This window comes from Paenibacillus sp. 2TAB26, from assembly GCF_052115145.1.
Classification (GTDB): Bacteria; Bacillota; Bacilli; order Paenibacillales; family Paenibacillaceae; genus Pristimantibacillus.
Genome location: NZ_JBFRGC010000051.1, coordinates 1 through 22,124, shown reverse-complemented (window position 1 = coordinate 22,124; position 22,124 = coordinate 1). Strand labels below are relative to the sequence as shown.

The window sequence follows — 22,124 nt, the reverse complement described above, 5'->3', positions numbered from 1 at the left end:
GTGTAATACTGTCCCCAGTATACACTCCGCTGTTCTGTTTACTATAATAAAACAGATCTTAATCCTCTTTTGTTGCTAGGTTTTCCACTTGGAGAATGTCACCGTAAATTTCTTCTAGTGCCACACCAACATACTTGCGGGAGCGCGGGTTTTTAAGCTCCGACTTGTCTCCGTTGCGAAGCATGCGTGCGCGTCTTGAAGCTGCTACGACAAGCGTGTATTTACTGTCAACTTTTTTCACCATTTCATCAATGGACGGATATAACATCGTTCATTCTCCTCACTCATGCTTTCTCAATTGCGGCAACCATTCCCGAAACGTAAGGTAAATATCTTTCTCTGCGGCAATGCTCTGCAATCATGATGCTGCGAATACGATCGCATGCAGCATCTATCTCATCATTCAATACCGCATAGTCGTAGTGACCGAGCAAGTTCATTTCTTCAACGGCCACAGACATGCGATTATTGATCGTATCCAATGTTTCAGTACCACGTCCGGTAATTCGCTGCTTCAGCTCATCCAAAGACGGCGGCAACAGAAATACGAAAATACCTTCGGGAAACTTTTGTTTCACCTTAAGCGCTCCCTGTACCTCGATCTCCAAAATAACATCCTTGCCGCTCTCTAAAGTGCGTTCAACGAAATCACGCGGTGTACCGTAGTAATTACCAACATATTCAGCATGCTCCAAAAGTGCGTCACGCGCAATCATATCTTGGAACTGCTCTCTGCTTTTGAAAAAATAATTCACGCCATCTACTTCACCCTGACGCGGTAGCCTGGTCGTTGCCGACACAGAATAAACCAGCTCAGGAACCTTGTTGCGAAGAACCGAACAAACCGTTCCTTTGCCAACCCCTGAAGGGCCGGACAATACAATTAACAATCCCTTATCCATATTACTCCCCGTACTATTCGTCGTTATCGTCGTCCTTAGTGGATAATCGGTGCGCAACTGTTTCTGGCTGAACCGCCGATAAAATCACATGATCACTATCCGTAATAATTACAGCCCGTGTGCGACGACCATATGTAGCATCGATCAGCATATGTCGGTCACGCGCTTCTTGAATGATTCTTTTAATCGGAGCCGATTCAGGGCTTACGATTGATATAATGCGATTTGCAGATACAATATTACCAAATCCGATATTAATAAGTTTAATAGCCAAGCCTCGTTCCTCCTCCGCCTACGGTCTTCCCTTGTGCATCTGTCTACAAATGTTCAAATACCTTTTATATTTTATAAATGTGAATACGACAAGTTCGCGTTCTTGCCAAATACCGACAGAACTACTGCACTATTGTTGACGAAAAAAGTGTCGGACATACTTCCGTTACAGGCTTTAGAAGCCATTATAAACGATTTTAGGCAGCCTGTCCTTACCACGCTGAACATGTGCGGCATCTGTATCCATGATTCATTTTAATTGATTTTTCACGAACGAACAAGCGAAAATGCGAAAACAAGCAAAAAAAGGCTGTTTTCGCATCTATTTTATCTATTTAGTTGTGTACGCTCAGTCTTCTCCCAAACGTATTTGGTAAGCTGAACACCCATATCATAGAACATAAACGGTGTGATTAAATATATGCCATTAAAATGCGGCAAAGCAACGTCGAGCAGCTCCTTTGCAATTTGCACGCCTTCCGCTCGGCCCGCTTCCCCTTCAAGACCCGCCATGCGCTGGCGAACCTCATCAGATAGCTGGATACCAGGCACCTCGTTATGCAAATATTCGGCATTCCGTCCGCTGGCCAGCGGCATAATTCCGATAAATACTGGTACTGACAAATGCTTCGTTGATTCTGCGATTCGCTCAATTAAGCTTGGGTCATAGACAGGCTGCGTCATAATGTAATCTGCACCCGAAGTGATTTTACGTTCAAGCCGTTGGACCGCTTTGTCTAAATGCTTCACATTAGGATTAAATGCGGCGCCTACAACAAACTTCGCTTTTTGCTTAAGCGGCTTGCCTGAGAAGGCTGTTCCATCATTCAACTGCTTAATCATACGAATCATCTCGAAGGAAGTAAGGTCATAAACCGAGCTCGAATCCGGCAAATCGCCAAATCGGGCAGGATCTCCAGTTACAGCGAGCACATGATCGATATCGAGTGCATCGAGACCCATCATATGTGACTGCGTACCAATCAAGTTGCGATCTCGGCAAGCGATATGCACGAGTGGACGAATGCCTACTTTCTCCTGGACAAGCGCTGCGAGTGCAATGTTGCTCATTCGCGTAACAGCCAGAGAGTTGTCAGCCATCGTAACCGCATCCGCCTTTGCTTCCTTCAAAGCAGCAGCACCAGCCATAAATTTGCGAATATCCAAATCACGCGGCGGGTCAAGCTCAACAATGACGGTGTGGCGCTTCTGAACCAAATCTACAATGTTAGGCTCCTGCACCGTTTGTTTCAGTGGCGCAGCATCTACTGTATCAGCTGATTTCTCAACTGGCTTTACAACAATTCTCTCTGCTGCAGCCGAATGAACAGCTGCTTGTCCGAGCTGTGGAACGTAACCATCTAGCGCCTCGGCAATTGCCTTAATGTGCTCAGGAGTCGTACCGCAGCAGCCGCCAATCAAGCGAGCGCCGCGATCTGCAAAGCGCAAGGCTGTCTCTGCAAAATATTCAGGTCCTGCGGGATACGTATATTTGCCATCAATATAGTCGGGTATACCTGCGTTCGGATATACCGATAATGGTAAGCCAACTGGCCCCGTTATCGAGTCGATCGCTCTCATAATCCCATTCGGGCCGCTGCGGCAATTAAATCCAACCATATCAGCGCCCTCTTCTTGCAGTAAATCGAAGGCTCCCTTCATGCCATTCCCATCCTGCGTGCGGCCAACATCCTCGACTGCAAACTGGCAAATAACAGGAACATTCGACGCTGCTCTAGCAATCTTAAGGGCAAGCAGCATTTCATCAAGATCATAGAAGGTTTCCAGCAAAAGACCATCCACGCCCTCATCAAGCAGCGCATGCATTTGCCGCTGATAGGCTTCAATTACTTTAGCTGTTCGTAAATTTTTCAGCTTGCCGTCTCGAATGGAGCCAACAGCGCCTACAACATAAGCATCATTGCCGATCGCTGCACGAGCTGCGCGTACACCAGCACGGTTAATTGCATCCATTTCGTCTTCTAAGCCATATTTCGAGAGCTTCTCAAGATTGGCTGAGAACGTGTTTGTCTCAATTACGCGTGCGCCAGCTTCATAGTAGCGACGGTGAATATTTTCAATTACATCGGGACGGTTCGTATTGATTTCCTCATAAGAAACGCCGACAGGGAACCCCATCTGATATAGATAGGTTCCCATCGCGCCGTCCCCGGTCAAGATACGCTGCTGGAGCGCTTCCCTCAAATCCGGTTTCATTATATTCATACCACCCATCTTACTTTGCTCTTAAAACTCGCCGCAGAATGATACTGCAGCCGGTCCAGACATATATACATGATTATCGGATTCATTCCACTCAATCAATAGGTCGCCGCCTTTGAGTGAAACCGTTGCTGTCCGATCTGTTGCGCCAGTGAGTACAGAAGCAACTACCGTTGCGCAAGCGCCTGTACCGCAAGCTAGCGTTGGTCCTGCACCGCGCTCCCAGACGCGCATATCGGTATGCGTACGGGATTTCACCGTAACGAACTCAACATTTATTTTACGTGGAAATAACGGATGTGTCTCAAGTTTGGGACCCCAAGTGCCTAGATCAAAATTTACAGCATCATCAACATAGATGACACAGTGAGGGTTGCCCATCGATACAGCGGTAAAACGGAATTCACGACCGTCCACCTTTATCGGATGTTCAACGACTTGCTCCGCATCGATCGTTGTTGGTACACGAAGGCCATTTAGAATCGGCTCTCCCATATCTACACGAACAGATGACACTTTGCCATCTTGAACGGTAAGCTGCACTTTTTGAGCGCCTGCGCCAAGTGTTTCGATTGTAATCTCTTCTTTATCGGTTAAGCCATTATCATACACATATTTAGCGACGCAGCGAATGGCGTTGCCGCATTGCTCAGCTTCTGAACCATCAGAATTAATAATGCGCATACGGAAATCCGCGATTTCTGAAGGCAAAATATAAACGAGACCATCTGCCCCGATTCCAAAAAACCGGTTGCAAAGCTGTATAGCTAATTCCGCAACATTTTCTGGAAGCTGCTGCTCGCCTGCAATCACCACAAAGTCATTTCCCAAACCGTTCATTTTTGTAAAATTCATCTGAATGCCCTCTCCTTGCTACATCTCTAGGTATGATAAAACTATGATTAATTGCTAATAGCATACCRCAAAGCAAGGAGAAAGGCTATTCATAATTTGTATCAAGATTTGTATTTTTTCGTTATCTTGCCGCGGTTTGAGGGCCTAACGGCCATTTCGTTTTACCTTTATTTTTCTTGGAAGTGCCGAATACACTACCAATTCCCATTAAGAAAGTAGGAATTCCCGCAGCTACAAAGACGAGACACCATTCACGGAAGTTAAGTGGAACGGTTTTGAAGATAGGCTGCAATGCATCGATATAAAGCACTCCGATCATCAACACTAGCGATGACAATACGGCAAGCACCAAATATTTATTTTGGAACGGATTACGGTGAAAAATGGAACGCGAGCTTCGGCAGTCAAATACATGGATGAGCTGTGCCATAACGAGAGTAGCGAAAGCTACCGTTTGCGCCTTCATTAGGTGCGCAGCATTGTTTGGACCGTCTTGAAGCGTAATCCAGAAAGCGCCAAGCGTACATACACCTATCAGAATGCCTCGGCTTATAATTTTCCAGCCCAGCCTGCGGGAGAAGATGCTCTCCTTTGCCGAACGAGGCTTTTGCTGCATTAAATCCTTTTCTGCCTGATCTACGCCAAGCGCCATTGCCGGCAATCCGTCCGTGACCAGATTGACCCACAAAATTTGAATCGGAACGAGCGGAAGCGGCAATCCTGCCATCATCGCAAGAAACATGACGAGTATCTCACCAACGTTTGATGCTAATAAATAACGGATAAATTTTCGGATATTTTCATATATGCCTCTTCCTTCTTCTATAGCAGCTACAATTGTCGAGAAGTTGTCATCACTCAGAACGAGCGCGGACGCTTCCTTCGATACATCCGTTCCGGTAATGCCCATCGAAATTCCGATATCCGCTGCTTTGATCGCTGGAGCATCATTTACGCCGTCGCCTGTCATCGCAACGACATGTCCTTGGCGCTGCAGCGCTTTGACGATACGCAGTTTATGCTCTGGCGATACACGCGCGTATACATAAATATTGTCTACGAGTCGGTCGAGCTGTTCATCGGACATCGCCTCCAGCTGCTTGCCGCTCATTGCGATGCCTCCGCGCGGCATAATGCCTAGTTGACCTGCAATTGCTTCTGCTGTCAGCTGATGATCTCCGGTAATCATAACGGTTTTAATTCCCGCACGCCTGCAGTTCGTAATCGCTTCTTTCACCTCACGGCGAGGCGGATCGATCATGCCTGTCAAGCCTACGAATACAAGCTGACTCTCTACGTCATCTTCTGTCTCACAAGCGTCGGATGCGCGCAAATCTCGGTATGCAAGTCCCAATACACGAAGCGCTGACTGCGCCATAACCTCGCCTGCTTCAGCGCATTTGCGCTTCAGCGTTGCAGTAAACGGAACGACCTTCCCTTCCCAAAGAACATAAGAGCAATGATCCATCAGTAAATCAGGGGCACCCTTGGTGCAAATTAGCCGCCCGCCTTGATGCGATACAACAACTGACATCCGTTTGCGCTCCGAGTCAAATGGAAATTCCTTCTCCCGTTTATATAGCGGCTCCAATGATTTGGCAGAGGAGCCCAGCTTTGCTGAAAGCACAGCAAGCGCACCTTCAGTTGGATCTCCCTTAAGTATCCACTCTTCATGCTGCTCCTTGTTTCTGCGCTTGCCCGTATCTACAGCTTCTACCTTCGACAGCTGTGCGTTATTGCACAAGGCGCTGACTTGAAGGAGACGTTTAATTGATAAATCATGCTTAATGTCAAGCGCATTGCCAGCTTCATAAATTGCACCATTTGGGACGTAGCCCTCTCCGCTCACTTCAAGCTGTCTGCCGCCAATCCAGACATGGGTAACCGTCATTTTGTTTTGTGTCAGTGTCCCTGTTTTGTCCGAGCATATAACGGATGCGCAGCCTAATGTTTCAACCGAAGGCAGCTTGCGAACGATTGCCTTCCGTTTAATCATCCGCTGTACGCCAAGAGCTAAAGCGATGGTCACAATTGCTGGCAGCCCCTCTGGAATAGCTGCTACCGCCAAGCTAACACCTGCGAGGAACATGCCATACGCTGGCTGTCCGTGCAAAATACCTGCAATAACTACCATAATCGTCAAGCCGATCGCCACAACGATTAATATTTTGCCTAACTGCTCTAAACGATGCTGCAGCGGCGTTTCCATCGATTCAGTCTGTTGAATAAGTCCTGCTATTTTGCCCATTTCCGTATCCATGCCTGTACGAATGACGACTGCGCGAGCAGTTCCCCTGGTGAGCATCGTGCCCATGAAGCCCATGTTGCGCTGATCACCCAAAGGCAAGTCTTCCTCTGCAATCGCTGCAGCGTGCTTACCAACGGGGACAGACTCCCCCGTCAAAGCGGACTCTTCCACATAGCAGCTATTGGCTTCAAGCAGCCGCACATCAGCCGGAATGCGGTCTCCGCTTTCCAAATAAATAAGATCGCCTGCCACAAGCTCCTTCGCTGGAACGGTCAGTAGCTCGCCTCCGCGTATAACCTTGGCTGTCGGGGCGGATAATTCCTTAAGCGCCCGCAATGAGCGCTCGGCTCGAAATTCCTGCACGAATCCAAGTACGGCGTTGAGAGCAATGATCGCAACAATCGTAATTGCATCTAAATATTCGCCCAGCAAGCCAGAAATCAACGTTGCACCCATTAAAACGAGTACCATAAAATCCTTAAATTGATTAAGGAACAACAAAATCGGTGAGACACGCTTGCCCTCAGACAATTCGTTTTTTCCATTTTCTTCTAGACGTTGCGCCGCTGCCGACGTAGTCAGTCCTTGATCTGGGGAGCTGACTAATGCGTCAATCAGCTCAATTGTCCCCATTTGATGCCATTTCATTTGTTCCATGGTTTAACTCCCTCCTGTAATATGCCGAGCCAAGCAGCTAAGTTGTCGGCCCTTCGGACAGCCTTTATAGGGTAAATGTATTCGGACAGCCCTTAAAATATCCCATAAAAGACTTAAGTTTTTGGCTCAACTATGGCATGATAGAGAAAGACTTACAAAGGAAGCGAGGAACAACACCATGGCATTAGACGGCATCGTCACCCATGCAATTACGCAAGACCTACAGCGCTGTGTCGGAGCGCGTATACATAAGATTCACCAGCCTACCAATCATGAGCTTGTTTTCAGCATTCGCGGAGCCGGCACGCAGGGCAAATTGCTCTTGTCCGCCAACCCGACCTACCCAAGGGTGCACTGGACAACCGGTACGTACGTCAACCCTATGGAAGCGCCTATGTTTTGCATGCTGCTTCGGAAGCATTGCGAAGGCGGACTGATTGAATCCGTTCGTCAAGTTGGTCGGGAGCGTATCATTCATATTGAGGTTAAACATCGGGACGAGCTCGGCGATTTATCGAATAAAACGATTGTTGTGGAAATTATGGGGCGTCATAGCAACATTATTTTGATGGACCCTTCAACCGGCCTCATTCACGATGGCATCCACCATGTAACGCCAGCCATAAGCAGTCACCGCATCGTATTGCCCGGCAGCACCTATACCTCTCCGCCTGAGCAAGGCAAACTAGATCCGCTTTCGATTGTGAACGAGCAGCAGTTTTTGGACGCTTTAAGCGATACGGATGAAGCCGCTCCTCTTTACAAAAGACTAGTCGACAAGCTAAGCGGCTTTAGCCCTTTGCTCGCCAAAGAGCTGGTTCATCGAGCAGGTGCAGATGTGCTTCCAGAGGCTGAACAAGGTTCTGAGGAAAGCGTAGTGGCGGTTTGGAAGAGCTTCTCAACCTTTATGGAACAAGTAAAGCAAGACATTTATAAACCTACAATTAAAACCAACGCAGATACCGGCAAGTCCTTTTTCTCTGTCACTGAGCTTACGCATATCGATGGAGAAGAAACGGTATTCCCAGACATTAGTGCCTGCCTTGAAGGTTTCTACGGCAATAAGGCTGAACGCGATACCGTTAAGCAGCGCGCTGCTGACCTCATCCGATTCGTTCAAAATGAAAAAGCCAAAAACGTTACAAAAATCAAAAAGCTTGAGGACACGCTCGTTGAAGCGAAGGATGCTGAAAAATATCGGGTGCTTGGCGAGCTTCTTACTGCTTATATGCATCAGATGAAGCGCGGCGACACAACGATTGAGCTCGTCAACTTCTATGATGAGGAGCAAGCTGTAATAAAGATTGATCTTGATCCGCATCTTACTCCTTCTGACAACGCTCAGCGTTATTTCCGGCGTTACACGAAGCACAAAAACAGTCTATCCATCGTGGCCGAGCAAATGGAGCTCGCTCGTACAGAAATTCAATATTTTGAAACCTTGCTTCAGCAGGTCGATAACGCCTCACTTGGCGATATAAGCGAAATTCGTGACGAGCTCGTGGAACAAGGCTATATGAAGGAACGTGGACGCCGCGGTCCAAAGAAGAAAAAAACGCTTAAACCAACCTTGCTTTGTTATACCTCTTCCGAGGGGGTAACGATGTATGTCGGCAAAAACAATACACAAAACGAATACTTGACGAACCGCCTTGCTTCACCTTCTGACACATGGCTGCACACAAAGGATATTCCTGGTTCTCATGTCGTTATAAAAGGCGGAGACTTTGGCAATGCAACACTTGAAGAAGCCGCTATGCTCTCTGCACATTATAGTCAGGCTCGCGACTCCAGCTCGATTCCAGTAGACTACACAACGATACGTCATGTACGTAAGCCAAGTGGTGCTAAACCGGGGTTTGTTATCTATGACAATCAGAAAACGTTGTTTATTACGCCAGACGAGCGACGTATCAAATCGCTGGCATGCCAGCTGAAATAGACAGCTCTAGCGGTACTGCAACAAACTCCGTTGCTGCCTGCATTCTCTTGATTTGCAGCATTTGGAAATTATGATCAAACAAAAGGGAACTTCTCTGGATAAGAAGTTCCCTTTTGTTATATTCGTTTAAAGCTTCCTGCCTCGCTTATTCTTCTATCTAATCCTCTGTGCCTAGCTCCTTGTTCAAGTTATCCGACAAATATTGAATGATTCCATTCTCTGCATCCTGTGCATATTCCCATACCATCGCACCTGCTAGATCTTTTTGCTTGATGTATTTGACCTTTTCTCGCAAAGCTTCCTTGTCTTCATAACTAATGAAGGTACTGCCGTTAAAGAGGTAAGCTGCTTTTGCTTGATCGTCAAAATAACGCTTAAATCCATTTTTGTCCAAATATTTATCCTCAATATTTCGATAATGAATATTTACTTTCTCGATATCGATTGGCTTACCCTTGGCAAAAAAACCATCTTCAACACTGTTCACATCTRTCCAGCCATATGAATAGGCTGGGATGCCAAGCAGCAGTTTCTTGCTATCAACTCCGTGATCCAGAAAAGCTCGCACGATCTGATCCACGCTTTGAGTCGCTTTATTCCCTTTATCTTTGTAAAGATTAGCATTAAATCCTGTCGTTTCGGACCATCTGCCAGTCAGATCGTAGCTCATGACATTGATGAAGTCGACATACTTTTCCACGGCCTTCACTTCTACATTTTTAAAATACCAATCTTGTGTACCTGCTGCAAAAGTAAGAATATACTTTTTGTTTCCTTTATGCGGCAGCAGGTTTAACTGTTCTCTTAGCTCTCGCATTAAGCTTGTGAAGTTTTTTGTATCCTTTGGACTCGCCTTTACGGTTCCCCATGCGTCAAAGGCCGGAAACTCCCAGTCAATATCGACACCATCGAGATCGAGCTCCTTAACCAAATCAATAATATTTTTCGTAAATACATATCGATTGCCGTCAAGTGAAGCGTCTGAGAAGCCATCTACGCCGTAACCCCCAACGGCAAGAACAAATTTTGTCTTCGGATTATTGGCTTTGAGCTGCATAATGTTTTGTTTGATCTGCTTGTTCCCTTCTTCTTTTTCATGAAAGAACAAGCCAGTACCGGAAATTTTGGCGAAGGCAACAAAAGCGATATCTACGCCCTGCTCCGATAATCTTACATCCTTCGGGTCGCGCCAGGCTTCGATATATACCGTTGACAACTTCCGATCCTCTGCGTTTACGCTTTGGTAGAAGTAAATGCCCATACCAACAAGAAGCACAGCCACAAGCGCTTTGGTCAAAAAATTTACTTTTAGCGCTTTCGTTCCTTTTCGCGCAGTTATTGTTTTTTTCCCTTTTACCGTCTTCTTCACATTCACCCCGCTACCCCCTTCCGCCAAATAAAATATGCGTTACCCATCGATTCAAATTAAACACTTTGACAACGATATAACTGATCGAGAAAATCGCAACGATATTAAACAAAAGGCTTAATGTCGTCTCCAGGAATGTTGCATTGATAGCCACATCCCTTGAAACCATCGTATCCACCAAGAGATGGATTAAATAAATGCTGAAGCTTGCCGTAGAGACGGAGCCTATTACTTTTTTAACCTTATAATTTGTTTTCCGGCTAATCATCGTATCTTTTTCCTTAAAAAACAGAAACACGCCGACCGCCATTAAGAAGCTTGTAATGGAATAGTTACCGTAAAACATCTCGTCCAGCACCCCGCCGTATGAGGACACCACATAAGTCAATATTGGAGTTAGGAAAAAGGACAAAATGCCAAGATTAAACAATGTGTGCTTAATAATGGGACGAAGCTCGACATTAAAGAGATAGTAGCCAAGCACAAAATAACCTAAATTGCCCATAAAAAACGGAATATTCATACTAGGTACATAAAGGTGCTGATCAGTTAGGCGTAAGAAGATGTCGGATACTAACCGGTATAAGATACTGACGATAAACCATAAGATCAGAAAGTATCTCAGATCCTTCTCACTGCATGAGCGTACGAGCTTGCCAATTAGCGGAACGGTCATATAAATGGCAATAATAGCGTACAAAAACCACAAATGAACGTAGTTTCCGTCTGTTACTAATTTCCTGCCAAAATCGAGTATGAACTCGTACGCGCTCATTTGGCTTTTGAGTATGTAATACTCCTTGTAATAGCCATAAATTAATGACCATGTAAGCAAAGGAATGATCAGAGGCAGTATTCTTTTCTTATAAAATCCTTTATAGGACTTCACTTCGATTCTCAAAATCATTGCACCGCTGATCATAAAAAATACGGGAACAGCAAAGCGGCAAATCGAGTTGAACACATTGCTGACCCACCATGAGGTTGTCGTAAAATCATTCGTTCGGGTCAGCAAGGATGCAGTAATATGAAGCACGATAACGGCTACTATGGAGAGAATCCTTAATAAATCAATATACATAATTCGATTATTTTGAACATGGGCTGTGTTGCTCATAATGTCCCTCCAATATTATCTCGAACTTGCCACTGAATTTTGGCTAATGGATGCGACGCCCTTGCGTTCGACAAAACCCCATCCTTCATCATTGTCGAAATATTTGAATGTTCCAATGATGTTAATGTAGAGGAGCACAAATCGGTAAGTGAACAATTCCAACTGACTAAATCCGAACATTTTAATATAATCTAGCAACGAATAATTACTGCCATATTTTTTGCACAAATAGAGTGATATCACGATTTGAATTGCATTCACTAACATCGTGACAAGGAATAGTACAATCGCTGCCCATATGCCGCTGCCCGATGTAATGGCGTGCGCCATGTGGAAAATCGTCGTAAATGCGGTTAACGTACCGAGTACGAAGCCGTCTATTGCAAAAAACAAGCTGACGCCGATACTGAAGCTCCGAGATAATTTCGACCAATAAATGAGGATACAATCCACAAACGCTTTCTGCCAACGAATACGCTGCTTGTAGAAGTTTTTCATATTTTCCGGACATTCGGTGTAGCATACCGCCTCAGGCGCGTAGACTAGCCTTTTTTTGAGTTTATTTGCTTTCATGTACTCGTGGATTTTCAAAGTGATGTCGATATCCTCGCCAACCGTGCTTCTGAACCCGTTCACATCAAACATGAGTTCTTTGTAGAAGGCTCCGAATGCCCCTGAGATAACGACGATGGAGTTAAATAGCGATTGTGTTAATTTGCGGACGTAGAAGCTGTGGATATAACTAATGACTTGGCTCTTTATAATGCCTTTTCCTATAAATTTCTCCATAATGACGCCGTCTTGTCGTTCTGCGCCTTGTACGATTTTGACGGTTCCCCCTAGGGCAATAATGTCGCTTTCGTGAAAATATTGGTTTACGTATTTTAAGGAGTTTACTTCCAGCATACTGTCAGCATCAAGCGTAATAACAATTTCGCCATTCGCATAATCGATGCCAGCATTGAGTGAATCGGCTTTGCCGCCATTCATTTTGTCCATGACGTAGATGTTGGGAAATTTGCTTGAACGGTAAAAACCTCTAATTCTTTTATATTTCAGTTTTTGACTAGCCTTTCTGTAATCATTCCGAAGGTCCAATAGCTCTTGCAGCTTGTTAAAGGTACGATCTTTAGAGCCGTCATTTACGATAATGATCTCATGATTCTGATAATGCAGACCCTGCATCGCATCGATGCAATTTTTGATCGTAAGCTCCTCGTTATACGCAGGAACCAGGACCGATAACGACTTCTCATCAAGCTCGTTATTGAGCTTTCGCACCTTGCTGAAGAACAACGGAATAACCGTATACAGCAGTTGAAAGATGAGAAAAACAACGGTTGTCGCATACATCATGTACTGAATAACTATCCACTCCTTCATTTAGCAATGGCGATTACGAACCAGTGCTACGTTTCTTTTTCTACTTTCAACCTATCTCATCATTATCAGAATTGTAAAATCTCACCAGTTTTCAATAAAACGAATACATCTGCTATTATCTATCGTTTTCTATCATTTGCTTCGGTTTTCTTGCTAAAAGCCAAATGTTTAACTTCCAATCATTTGCAGATTTTGTCGAATCAAGGGTGTTAATTGAGGAATGAGCTAATAGTCCATTTTTTTGAAAGCGTATAACCAACCTTCCTAGTGGGTTTTTTCTTGGCAACTTCTATTAAATAAAAATCGACAAAATCTATAATTTTCACTTTGTAAATGATTTATGAAATTTATGTTTGCTCGTTTTCGTCACCATTTTGTCATATTTATATTGAATTATGGTGTTTAAAACCATATTTATGATTTATTAATTCAAAATTTGCATAATAACTACAAATATCTATACCGCCATTTTCCAAATGCAAAAAATTCGCCCGAAACCACAAAAAAGAGGCAGTCCAAAGGTTATAAGCCCTTAAGATTGCCTCTTTCAATAACAATTCGTTTCATTGCATAGTAAAGCGTTCACTTCAAGCCCTCAGATTGCTAAGGTCATCATCCTGAAGGCTGAAGCTGCTTTAGCACATTTGCATTTACGGTACGGCTGCCCACCTCGCCATGAAATACAACGCCTTGACGCGATCCATGGAAATCCGATCCACCTGTAACGATCAGGTTGAAGTCCGCTGCAAGCTGCCCGTATCTTTGCTCTTCTTCCGGTCCATGATCCGAATGGAACACCTCGATGCCCTGCACGCCATATCGTACCAGCTCTTCGACTAAAGAATCATTGTTGTATAAACCAGGATGCGCAATAACACTTGTGCCTCCCGCTTCTCTAATCCAGTCAATCGCCTCAAATGGAGTCAATCTCGGTGGATTGACATACGCCGCGGCTCCGGCAGCCAAATAACGATCGAAAGCTTCCTTCATATTTTGAACGAAACCTTTTTGAATAAGTGCAGCAGCAATATGCGGGCGGCCAATACTTACTTCGGCTGCCTGGAGCTCTTCCTTCGAGCTTTCACCATGAGCCGCAGCGATAACATCATCCATGGACAGCACAACGCCAAGCTCATTTAATTTAGTTATAATCATTTCATTCCGTTGATCTCTTAGCCCGCGCAAACTCGAAAGACGCGATAACCACTTCTCGTCGTTATTATTCGAGTAATAACCGAGAATATGAATATCCGTTCCTTCTGCTACTGTGCTCACCTCAACACCGGGAACAACCGTAATGTTTAATCGTTCGCCTTCAAGCAAAGCTTCAGCTACACCAGCCACCGTATCGTGATCTGTTATAGCAATCGCAGCAAGCCCTGCCTCTTTGGCTAGACGAACATTATCCGCGGGGCTTTGCATGCCATCAGAAGCCGTCGTGTGCGTATGCAAATCAGCAAGTCCGTTCATTAGAGCCATTGCTGCAAATCCCTCTCTCTCAAAAAACTTAGAAAAGTAACAGCTGATATCGGCAATATAGCCGATTTTAAGTATATCGAATAAAACTGTCGTTGGAACTTGGAATCCGACACTTTAATCATCCGAATTAAATCAAGCGCAACTTCATGTTTTACAGAGGAAGATGAAATAAAAGATATGCCAAGGCCTGCTTCAACAGCAGATTTGACAGCTCCAGTGCTGCCCAGCTCCATTACGATCTTCATCGATGCAGGATCTATATTTTTTTTCCTCAGCTGCTCCTCCATGACAAGTCTTGTCCCCGAGCCTTGCTCACGCAGAACAAACGGATATTCCATCGCTTCTTCCAATGTAACCGATTCTCGATCGGCTAATGGATGCGATTGCGATACGATCAATCTAAGCTCATCGCTCATTACCGCCTCCATATGCATATCGGGATGATTAACAGGAGCTTCAATTAATCCGAAATTAAGCTGATGATTCAAAATATCCTCCATAATTTGCGAGGTATTCATAACTTTCATACTAATCGAAATATGCGGATATTCCTGTCCAAAAGGACCAAGCAGGCGCGGCAGTATATATTCACCTATCGTTAAGCTCGAACCGAGCTGCAATCTTCCCTTAAGCTGCTTCGTGAATGCTGACATCGCCTGATCTGTATCTCGTATAAGATCGATGCTCCTCTGCGCGTAAGGCATAAGAGCCCGTCCAGCTTCTGTAAGCTCGATTCGCTTCGTTGATCGCTGAAGCAGCTTCGTGCCAAAATAATCTTCCAGTGACTGCACTTGCATCGTAACGGCTGGCTGAGTCATATGTAATGATTGCGCTGCAGCTGAAAAACTGCCGCGTTCCGCAACCGTGCAAAATATGTGCAGTTGATGAAAATTAAGCGCCATCGTCCAATCATCCTTTCTTCTGGTGCTTATTATACTATAAACCTTGTACAGAATCTTACAACACGCACAAAAAAAGCGTGCAATCTGTTTTAGGATTGGACGCTCCACTCTTTGATATATAGGTACAAAGTCTCATTTTCTTTTTCTGCTGCTTTTGACGAGAGTCATGCGCCGTGAATGGCGAAGCCACGAATAGTAGGACTTTAGATCCCTTAGCTCGATTGTTTCTGACATGCGCCCAAGGAAAGTTACTATGATCATTTTATGTAGCGGAGTTCCGGTTATATCCGTTTCTGTCATCGAATCCGCAAATTCAGCAACAAATACGAGATCGTCGTCAATTAAATAAACGTCCTGCTCATTGCGGTAATAAGGCTCGATGCGGCCTTGTTTCAAGCATTCCCATAAATATTCAGCTATATCTTCATAACCGGTTTTCTCGCTTTCTATCCGGTCAAGCCAACGACTTTTGGCATGGTTTGTAATAACGATATCCGCTACTTTTTTGTCACCTAGATCAATATAAAACGACTCATATGTGTTCCATCTTCTCGTCATTCTATCTTTCACTTCGCAACCTACTCCTTCCAAAGAACCAGGGCTTTTATACTATGAATTTAATTCCATTCTATCACGATTGTCCGAGATTACAACAAAAAATTAAAGTCCGACCATTTTTGTAAGTTTCTGGCTATTATAATAAAAAAAAGACGTTTCTCAGTGTTATTGCACACCGTGAAACGTCTTTTAGTGCATGTTTTGAAGTTTTTACCAATATTTCCTTCGTTATGCGATTGATTAGCTTTACGAACAACGTCATCAGACGAGTGTTTTCGACTAAACCTTTACAAACTATAAAATCTAGTTTTATCTTCACTGTCTTTGCTGTACTCTGTCTTAATCTCGTTTCGATACGATCGTTCAATCTTCCGTACGTACGAGAGCTTCCCCATCTGCCGCACAGCCTCTTCAGAGCGTTCCGCATTCATATACATCACAACGTAATGCATCTTCCGCGACATATAATGAACCGTCCCGAACCTCTCCAGTGATCTTGCCGCTTTCAAATCACTTACCCAAACGATATAACCTGTTCGATCCGGTAGCATCTTTTCCCTCCTAAAAGGTTTGCGGAGCAAACCTCACTTCGTAAGCATTTACCTAGGTTTGCGTAGCAAACCTCACTTCGTAAGCCTATGCTTCTTCCTTGTTCGCTCTTATGGCTTCTAACTTAACCGCAACCGCCGCTTCCACAGCTGCATGAGCCGCCGCTTCCACAGCTACCGCCGCCGGCAGCTTTTTCATTGCCAGGCACTTTAATATTGTCCGAAACGGACTCCGCTATCGTGCGGGATACATCATAAAGCATTTCATCGACGATCTGCTCGGCTAGCTTGAAGCGGCGAACGCTTTCAATTTCGCTTAGCTCTCGTTCGATTTGCTTCACTTTGTCTTTCGCTTCGTTGTAGTCAGGATGAAAGCGCCCGAATCGTTGGCATTCCTCAAACAGTATCTTCGCTTTATCGAACCGTTTGGTAATTTGCTTCACTTCTTCATCTTCATTCACAGCTGACTTCCAATATAAATATTCGGCAACTTCCGCCGATTGATTAATCGAATCACCTAAATCATAGGCGCAAAGCAGCAGCGACGCCATATCGAGAGAAGAAACGCCGCCTTGCGGTTGCTCCAACTGAATAGCCGTTAAACCTTCAGCAGTTGGCATTTATCCACCTCTTTCCCATTCGCTAAATTCTACACTATCATATCATATTTAATTAGCCAATAGATAGAGATTATATTGGGCTGCCTTGGCCTGGTATCACTAAGCACATCTCTTCCCACATATCAGGAGTCAGCCTGATCTGCTCTCGCTGCGGGTCATCACGCAGCAGCCCGACGACGGCCCATCCGTCGCCTTGCTGCTCAAGCTTCTCAGGCACAAACGAACGAAGCTCTCGTTCCATGCGAAGCTGAACAGGCGTTTGCCATTGCAATGCCTTCTCGATTAATTCTTTTCTTGTTGAATGATGGTATGCACGCAGCTGCTTTGTCCACATGGAAGGCACAAGCTCCATTTCAGAGAACAATAGCAGTTTTTTCCTAGCGGCTAAATCACTGAGTTCATAATGATGAAGCGGAAAAGATTCATAAATATAAGATGGAGCGGGTATTTTTGATTCCTCCTTCGGCAGAAGTTCAAGTAAGCGCGATCCCTCTATCTCGAAACTAACGAATGGGTAATTATATTCGTCATTCGCAAATTCTGTCTGAACCATTTTGCGTGCGGGATATCCTGCTTTTTGCAAACATGCTCGAATCTCACTTATATGAGACTTTTCAACAATGAAATCCAAGAGACCAAGCTTCTCCATCAGTAAAGGAGCTACACCAGAATCATTTTCCACTATTGCCGCCATCTCTTCACTATCGCAGCGCAGCAGCGCAACTTCGGCGAAGAAAGTACGGCTAGCACGGCTCGTCCATACTTCCAACAGAGCGATTACCGTAGAAGGCAAATGATCTCCGCCTGATGCCTGCTCAAGAAAGCTTTGAATGGAGGCTCTTGATCTTCCTTGCTCCAGCGCCCTTGTAATTGATGCTGCTTCAAGACGGTAAACAGAAACCTGCTCATCTGATTTGCGTTCAGCTATCAGCTCCAGCTCCCACCTTATCCAGAAGGGACATTCTGGCTGTACAATCAATTCCCCATTCGGTTGAACAGTAACAACTGCATCAAGCTCCTGCACCTGCATCGGAGGCTCTTTACGTAATGGAGCAGCTGCTTTCCATCTGAAAAAAAACTCATTGTCCGCTGCTTGCTGACAATCTACTAGCTCCATCCAGCCTAGATTATGCCATAAACCAAACCAGCTTGGCCTTGGTTGGTTTCGATTTATGTTTTGCTCCGGGCCTATATCAGCAACAATCCGATTCTCATGAAGCCACGTATCCACACGCTGATTAGAATACCATTCACCTGCTTGAAGACTCGTCAACGAGGCAGCCAAATGGGCGTTTCCACCTGCGGCTGGAAGTAGCAGCGCCAAGCACCAATTCATTAATTGATATTCTCTCACAGTCTCATCAAGCATTAGCCACTTTTTAAGCTGGTCATCATTCCATTTCAATGCCCCATTCACTGCTGTTAACAGCCCAAACGCAAAACCTGCTTCCAAAATGAAGGCAACCTGTACAGGATAAATATCTGAGTAGGACCATTTCAGATCAAATGATTTAAGCCAGCACTCCTCCAAATCTGCAGCCTGCAGCAGCTTAGCAATCGTCTTCTTGGGAAGCGTGCCGTTTGTCGTAAGAGATAAGCCGCTTCTCCCCAATAACGAAAAGGCACTGAGCAGCTGTCTGCCAAGCGGCCTGCAATAAGGTCGCATGACACCATTCATTAGTCTTTCCCTCTGAAGCTCAGTCAGCGCCTCAGCTTTGTATGGGAATAACATCCTCTGCCACACTGCGAAACATTCTACAGGCATAAAATACAGACTCTCTCCCCATACTTTATGTACCGTGAATAATACGCCCCATTCCTCAAGCTCTGCCAATGCGAGCTGACATTCCGCCCCTGAGAGGCATGTGTTGTTCCGAAGAACTTTAAGGAGCCGTTCTCCGTCTGCGGGAGCAGCTGCAAAATAACGCAGCATTTCCGTCAATACTTCCGCTGCATACGGCGAGAGCATAGATACAGCTTCTCGAATTGTCTCATCGTCTACCGCTGCTTCACCCCATGTCAGGCCTCTTTGACCAGCTGTCTTCCATAGCGGTCCCTGCATCATATGATCCAAGCGCTCAGCAGTTAACTTGCCTAGCAGCTGTTTCATTTTCATAGAGCAGCAGCCTCCTCAAGCTTGTCCTCATCATGCGGCAAACTAAGTCTCTCGTAGTGATACCCTTGCTCCAGCATAAAAAGCTGTCTTTTCATCGCAAATTCCGTTTCCTTCGTCTGATCCGTTACAATGGTATAAAACCATGCGCAATTGTTAATCGCTTTTGGCCGCAGCAATCTCCCAATCCGCTGAGCTTCCTCCTGCCGTGAGCCAAAGCTGCCGGATAATTGAATGGCTACGGATGCATCAGGCAAATCCACTGCAAAATTAGCTACCTTGGATACGATTAACACCGATATGTCGCCTGCTTTAAAGCTGTCATAAAGCATTTGTCTCTCGAGCTGCGGCACCTCTCCCGTCAGCAAGGGAGCGCCAATAACTGCGGACAGCTCATGCAGCTGGTGCAAATACTGGCCAATAATTAAAGTCGGTTTGCCTGCATGCTCCCGCAATAGCTGCTCTACAACTTTGATTTTTGCAGGATTTTCCGCAGCCAATCTGAGCTTGGAACGCGCAGAGGCCTGTGCATACAAAGTCGCTTTACTTATATGTAGTGGAACCCTAATCTCTGTGCAAGCTACTGCCGCTATATACTCGCCAGCCTCGGCTGTCTTCCATTGCATGTCGAACTGCTTCGGACCTATTAATGAATATACATCCTCAGCACAGCCATCCTCACGTACGAGTGTCGCGGTTAAGCCAAGCCGTCTTGTCGCTTGTATATCTGCAGTCATCCGGAAGACTGGAGCTGGCAGCAAATGCACCTCATCGTAAATAATTAGCCCCCAATCCCGTTGGGAGAACAGCTTCATATGGGTAAAAGGGGACTCCTTGGATTTGCGATGCGTCAAAATATTGTAAGTTGCTATCGTAACAGGGCGTACCTGCTTCAATGTGCCGCAATATTGACCAACATCCGCATCCAACAGCGACGTTTTATCCAGCAGCTCGTCTTTCCATTGTTTTACGGAGGTAGAATTAGAAGTAAGTATAAGTGTTGCTCTGCCCAAACGAGCCAATGCGGCTATGCCCACAATGGTTTTACCCGCTCCGCAAGGCAATACGATTACGCCGCTTCCGCCTTCCACTTTGCCTTCCTTATAAAAAAGCTCGACAGCAGCCTGCTGATAGTCCCTTAAATCAAACAAACGATTTCGCAGCGTATGCTTCCTCAGCTCTACCGGTAGCTCCTCGCCCACATGATAGCCTGCTAGATCAATGACAGGATATCCAAGTCGTGTCAGCTCCTGCTTCAAGGCGCCTCTACAGCCTTCATCAAGCTCCCAAGCGGCATGAAGCCGTGCTTTTACCCAGCTTGTTATTGACGGTTGTTCCGAAAGCTCATCCAAAATAGCTTGTTCTCCGTGCAGCATCAGTTTGTTCGATTCCGTAGACAACCAAAGCTTGCCATATCTGCTAATCAGTTTGCGAATCATTACCTCCGCTTGAAATGGCAGCTCGTATCTGCTGTATTCTGTTAGCCAACCTATGATTTCTTCGCCAGTAATCCCAGCTGCTGCTGCATTCCAGAGAGTCAAAGGTGTCATTCGATAAGTATGGATCGCTCCAGCTCTTCTAATTGCATCCATGAAGAGAACGAGCTTATCTCTAGCTTGCTGTGCATGTGGCTTGCGTTCATCAAGCAGAACCATTAAGTCTGATTGCACAATTAATGGCCGATCGTTTGGATGCTGCATCATTCTCCTCCTTCAAAAATTCATCAAAACGGCCTCTCAAAAAAATAGCCTAGATCTTGCTCTTCCTCACAGTATGAAGAAATTAACACCATTTTATGCTTTAAGTATCTGGACAACTGCGCGATTTTTATGTTCAAGATGTGTTATAGTAATAAGAAGATTGTATATAAACTGCAAATTGGGGTGGAGGTACCGCATCTATGAAAAGAATTATAATCATTCTCCTCATGCTCATTTGCATGCCGCTTGCCGGCTGTACGGCCATTTCCGAGCTTTCTTCGAACGTTATACAAACCAACCAATGGTATCAGGTAGCTGGCTTTATAGATGGTGATACTTTCAAAATCAAAACAGGTTCTAGTGAAACGACGATTCGACTACTTTATGTAGATACGCCGGAGACCAAGAAACAAGATAGTCCAGCCGATCCATTCGGACCCGAAGCTGCAGCTTTCACTGAGACGCTTCTGACAGAGTCGCAAGAGGTTAGGCTTACTTTCGATAAGGAGCTTAAAGATCGCTACGATCGTACGCTGGCAATCGTGGAGCTGAAGGATGGACGAATATTAAACGAGGCACTCATTGAGGAAGGTCTTGCGAAGGTACTCATCATAGAGCCTAACGTCAAGATGGAAAACGCATACAAACAGCTGGAGCAGCAAGCTGAACAAGCTAAGCAAGGTTTATGGAGTAATGATGCTGAAATTAATCACACAAGCTTCCCTGTAAAAAAAGCGGCGCGAAGCGGCATTACGATTGAGGTGGACAAACAAGCCGAGCTTGTCACCATAACGAATACGACGGATGATGCCATTCAAATGAAAGGCTGGAAGCTGGTTAGCGTTCGAGGCAATCAAACCTATCCGTTTGGCCAATATGTCCTGAATGCACAGAAAAGAGTAGTCATTTCCTCAGCAGACGAGGTGCGTTCATCAGATGATGACCTGCTCCTTTGGGGAGCAACAAATATTTGGAACAACAAAGAATCGGACCCTGCGGAGCTCTATAACGAATACAATGAATTAGTAGCCGTATGGGAAGACTAATAACAAATAAGGCTGTCCAAGCGCGTTTAACAGCGCACTCTGATATGCTCCCCAAATAGTAGACAGGTGAAATAATAAAAAACCTGCTGCTGTGAGGGGAGCATTTTCATGTCTAAAGTTGAATATTGCGCATCGGAGAAACTTACCATTATCAAAGAGATCGAAAGTGGCGAGCTTGGCTTTATGGCC

At 45.2% G+C, this 22,124-nt stretch carries 19 protein-coding genes; 2 read left to right on the top strand and 17 right to left on the bottom strand.

From position 1 onward, the window contains the following. Positions 1–58: 58 nt before the first annotated feature. From rpoZ to AB4Z50_RS34750, 6 genes are all read right to left on the bottom strand, one after another. On the bottom strand, positions 59–268 hold the full coding sequence (rpoZ, locus tag AB4Z50_RS34775) for a DNA-directed RNA polymerase subunit omega (protein ID WP_053375625.1): 210 nt from the start codon (positions 266–268) through the stop codon (positions 59–61). A gap of 16 nt (positions 269–284) precedes the next feature. Further along, positions 285–902, bottom strand: coding sequence for a guanylate kinase (gene gmk / locus AB4Z50_RS34770; RefSeq protein ID WP_441886903.1), 618 nt, complete (start codon positions 900–902; stop codon positions 285–287). Positions 903–915: 13 nt separating this feature from the next. Further along, the gene (gene remA / locus AB4Z50_RS34765; RefSeq protein WP_005548256.1) at positions 916–1,176 is read right to left on the bottom strand and encodes an extracellular matrix/biofilm regulator RemA; all 261 of its coding nucleotides are present in this window, start codon (positions 1,174–1,176) and stop codon (positions 916–918) included. A 326-nt stretch (positions 1,177–1,502) separates the two neighbouring features. Continuing rightward, positions 1,503–3,392 carry a bifunctional homocysteine S-methyltransferase/methylenetetrahydrofolate reductase gene (locus AB4Z50_RS34760; protein ID WP_441886910.1) on the bottom strand — a complete coding sequence of 630 codons (1,890 nt, stop codon included), beginning with the start codon at positions 3,390–3,392 and terminating at the stop codon, positions 1,503–1,505. A 30-nt stretch (positions 3,393–3,422) separates the two neighbouring features. Next, positions 3,423–4,253: a diaminopimelate epimerase gene (gene dapF / locus AB4Z50_RS34755; RefSeq protein WP_441886898.1), complete on the bottom strand. Its 831-nt coding sequence runs from the start codon at positions 4,251–4,253 to the stop codon at positions 3,423–3,425. A gap of 121 nt (positions 4,254–4,374) precedes the next feature. Then, positions 4,375–7,158, bottom strand: a complete 2,784-nt coding sequence (locus AB4Z50_RS34750) for a calcium-translocating P-type ATPase, SERCA-type (protein ID WP_441886896.1) — start codon at positions 7,156–7,158, stop codon at positions 4,375–4,377. A gap of 178 nt (positions 7,159–7,336) precedes the next feature. On the opposite strand from AB4Z50_RS34750, the gene AB4Z50_RS34745 reads away from it, so the two are divergent. Beyond that, the gene (locus AB4Z50_RS34745) at positions 7,337–9,100 is read left to right on the top strand and encodes an Rqc2 family fibronectin-binding protein (RefSeq protein ID WP_430055100.1); all 1,764 of its coding nucleotides are present in this window, start codon (positions 7,337–7,339) and stop codon (positions 9,098–9,100) included. 157 nt (positions 9,101–9,257) lie between these two features. On the opposite strand, the gene AB4Z50_RS34740 is transcribed toward AB4Z50_RS34745, so the two are convergent. The 10 genes from AB4Z50_RS34740 to AB4Z50_RS34695 form a co-directional block, all read right to left on the bottom strand. After that, on the bottom strand, positions 9,258–10,361 hold the full coding sequence (locus tag AB4Z50_RS34740; RefSeq protein ID WP_441886908.1) for a glycoside hydrolase family 18 protein: 1,104 nt from the start codon (positions 10,359–10,361) through the stop codon (positions 9,258–9,260). A gap of 118 nt (positions 10,362–10,479) precedes the next feature. Next, entirely contained in the window at positions 10,480–11,586 is a 1,107-nt protein-coding gene (locus tag AB4Z50_RS34735; protein WP_441886894.1) for an acyltransferase, read from the bottom strand. Between the two features lie 15 nt (positions 11,587–11,601). After that, on the bottom strand, positions 11,602–12,951 hold the full coding sequence (locus tag AB4Z50_RS34730; RefSeq protein WP_441886906.1) for a glycosyltransferase family 2 protein: 1,350 nt from the start codon (positions 12,949–12,951) through the stop codon (positions 11,602–11,604). A 630-nt stretch (positions 12,952–13,581) separates the two neighbouring features. Beyond that, positions 13,582–14,439, bottom strand: a complete 858-nt coding sequence (locus AB4Z50_RS34725) for a PHP domain-containing protein (protein ID WP_441886892.1) — start codon at positions 14,437–14,439, stop codon at positions 13,582–13,584. Further along, positions 14,439–15,350, bottom strand: coding sequence for a selenium metabolism-associated LysR family transcriptional regulator (locus tag AB4Z50_RS34720; RefSeq protein WP_076268257.1), 912 nt, complete (start codon positions 15,348–15,350; stop codon positions 14,439–14,441). The genes AB4Z50_RS34725 and AB4Z50_RS34720 overlap by 1 nt, the downstream gene beginning before the upstream one ends. Before the next feature lie 132 nt (positions 15,351–15,482). Continuing rightward, positions 15,483–15,908 carry a hypothetical protein gene (locus AB4Z50_RS34715; protein WP_372238996.1) on the bottom strand — a complete coding sequence of 142 codons (426 nt, stop codon included), beginning with the start codon at positions 15,906–15,908 and terminating at the stop codon, positions 15,483–15,485. A 287-nt stretch (positions 15,909–16,195) separates the two neighbouring features. Beyond that, a complete protein-coding gene (locus AB4Z50_RS34710) occupies positions 16,196–16,459 on the bottom strand; it encodes a YlbG family protein (RefSeq protein WP_053375618.1) in 264 nt (87 codons plus the stop codon). A gap of 122 nt (positions 16,460–16,581) precedes the next feature. Continuing rightward, positions 16,582–17,076, bottom strand: a complete 495-nt coding sequence (locus AB4Z50_RS34705) for a YlbF family regulator (protein ID WP_076268255.1) — start codon at positions 17,074–17,076, stop codon at positions 16,582–16,584. Positions 17,077–17,146: 70 nt separating this feature from the next. Beyond that, positions 17,147–19,192, bottom strand: coding sequence for a helicase-associated domain-containing protein (locus tag AB4Z50_RS34700; protein WP_441886889.1), 2,046 nt, complete (start codon positions 19,190–19,192; stop codon positions 17,147–17,149). Continuing rightward, the gene (locus AB4Z50_RS34695; RefSeq protein ID WP_441886886.1) at positions 19,189–20,889 is read right to left on the bottom strand and encodes a DNA repair helicase XPB; all 1,701 of its coding nucleotides are present in this window, start codon (positions 20,887–20,889) and stop codon (positions 19,189–19,191) included. The genes AB4Z50_RS34700 and AB4Z50_RS34695 overlap by 4 nt, the downstream gene beginning before the upstream one ends. A 200-nt stretch (positions 20,890–21,089) precedes the next feature. Here AB4Z50_RS34695 and AB4Z50_RS34690 point away from each other — a divergent pair, with 200 nt between their 5' ends. Continuing rightward, positions 21,090–21,935: a thermonuclease family protein gene (locus AB4Z50_RS34690; RefSeq protein ID WP_339208820.1), complete on the top strand. Its 846-nt coding sequence runs from the start codon at positions 21,090–21,092 to the stop codon at positions 21,933–21,935. Here the strand turns inward: AB4Z50_RS34690 and AB4Z50_RS34685 are convergent. Beyond that, on the bottom strand, positions 21,912–22,124 hold a 213-nt coding region (locus AB4Z50_RS34685), incomplete at its 5' end, for a hypothetical protein (RefSeq protein WP_441886883.1). The two genes, AB4Z50_RS34690 and AB4Z50_RS34685, sit on opposite strands and share 24 nt — an antisense overlap.

What these genes read in the sequence shown, in the direction of transcription:
- AB4Z50_RS34690 (WP_339208820.1), top strand. Translation starts at nt 21,090, where the DNA reads ATGAAAAGAATTATAATCATTCTCCTCATGCTCATTTGCATGCCGCTT.
- AB4Z50_RS34720 (WP_076268257.1), bottom strand. Translation starts at nt 15,350, where the DNA reads ATGGCGCTTAATTTTCATCAACTGCACATATTTTGCACGGTTGCGGAA.
- AB4Z50_RS34705 (WP_076268255.1), bottom strand. Translation starts at nt 17,076, where the DNA reads ATGCCAACTGCTGAAGGTTTAACGGCTATTCAGTTGGAGCAACCGCAA.
- AB4Z50_RS34725 (WP_441886892.1), bottom strand. Translation starts at nt 14,439, where the DNA reads ATGAACGGACTTGCTGATTTGCATACGCACACGACGGCTTCTGATGGC.
- AB4Z50_RS34710 (WP_053375618.1), bottom strand. Translation starts at nt 16,459, where the DNA reads ATGCTACCGGATCGAACAGGTTATATCGTTTGGGTAAGTGATTTGAAA.
- gmk (WP_441886903.1), bottom strand. Translation starts at nt 902, where the DNA reads ATGGATAAGGGATTGTTAATTGTATTGTCCGGCCCTTCAGGGGTTGGC.
- rpoZ (WP_053375625.1), bottom strand. Translation starts at nt 268, where the DNA reads ATGTTATATCCGTCCATTGATGAAATGGTGAAAAAAGTTGACAGTAAA.
- AB4Z50_RS34750 (WP_441886896.1), bottom strand. Translation starts at nt 7,158, where the DNA reads ATGGAACAAATGAAATGGCATCAAATGGGGACAATTGAGCTGATTGAC.
- AB4Z50_RS34715 (WP_372238996.1), bottom strand. Translation starts at nt 15,908, where the DNA reads ATGACGAGAAGATGGAACACATATGAGTCGTTTTATATTGATCTAGGT.
- AB4Z50_RS34695 (WP_441886886.1), bottom strand. Translation starts at nt 20,889, where the DNA reads ATGCAGCATCCAAACGATCGGCCATTAATTGTGCAATCAGACTTAATG.
- AB4Z50_RS34745 (WP_430055100.1), top strand. Translation starts at nt 7,337, where the DNA reads ATGGCATTAGACGGCATCGTCACCCATGCAATTACGCAAGACCTACAG.
- AB4Z50_RS34735 (WP_441886894.1), bottom strand. Translation starts at nt 11,586, where the DNA reads ATGAGCAACACAGCCCATGTTCAAAATAATCGAATTATGTATATTGAT.
- dapF (WP_441886898.1), bottom strand. Translation starts at nt 4,253, where the DNA reads ATGAATTTTACAAAAATGAACGGTTTGGGAAATGACTTTGTGGTGATT.
- AB4Z50_RS34760 (WP_441886910.1), bottom strand. Translation starts at nt 3,392, where the DNA reads ATGAAACCGGATTTGAGGGAAGCGCTCCAGCAGCGTATCTTGACCGGG.
- AB4Z50_RS34700 (WP_441886889.1), bottom strand. Translation starts at nt 19,192, where the DNA reads ATGAAAATGAAACAGCTGCTAGGCAAGTTAACTGCTGAGCGCTTGGAT.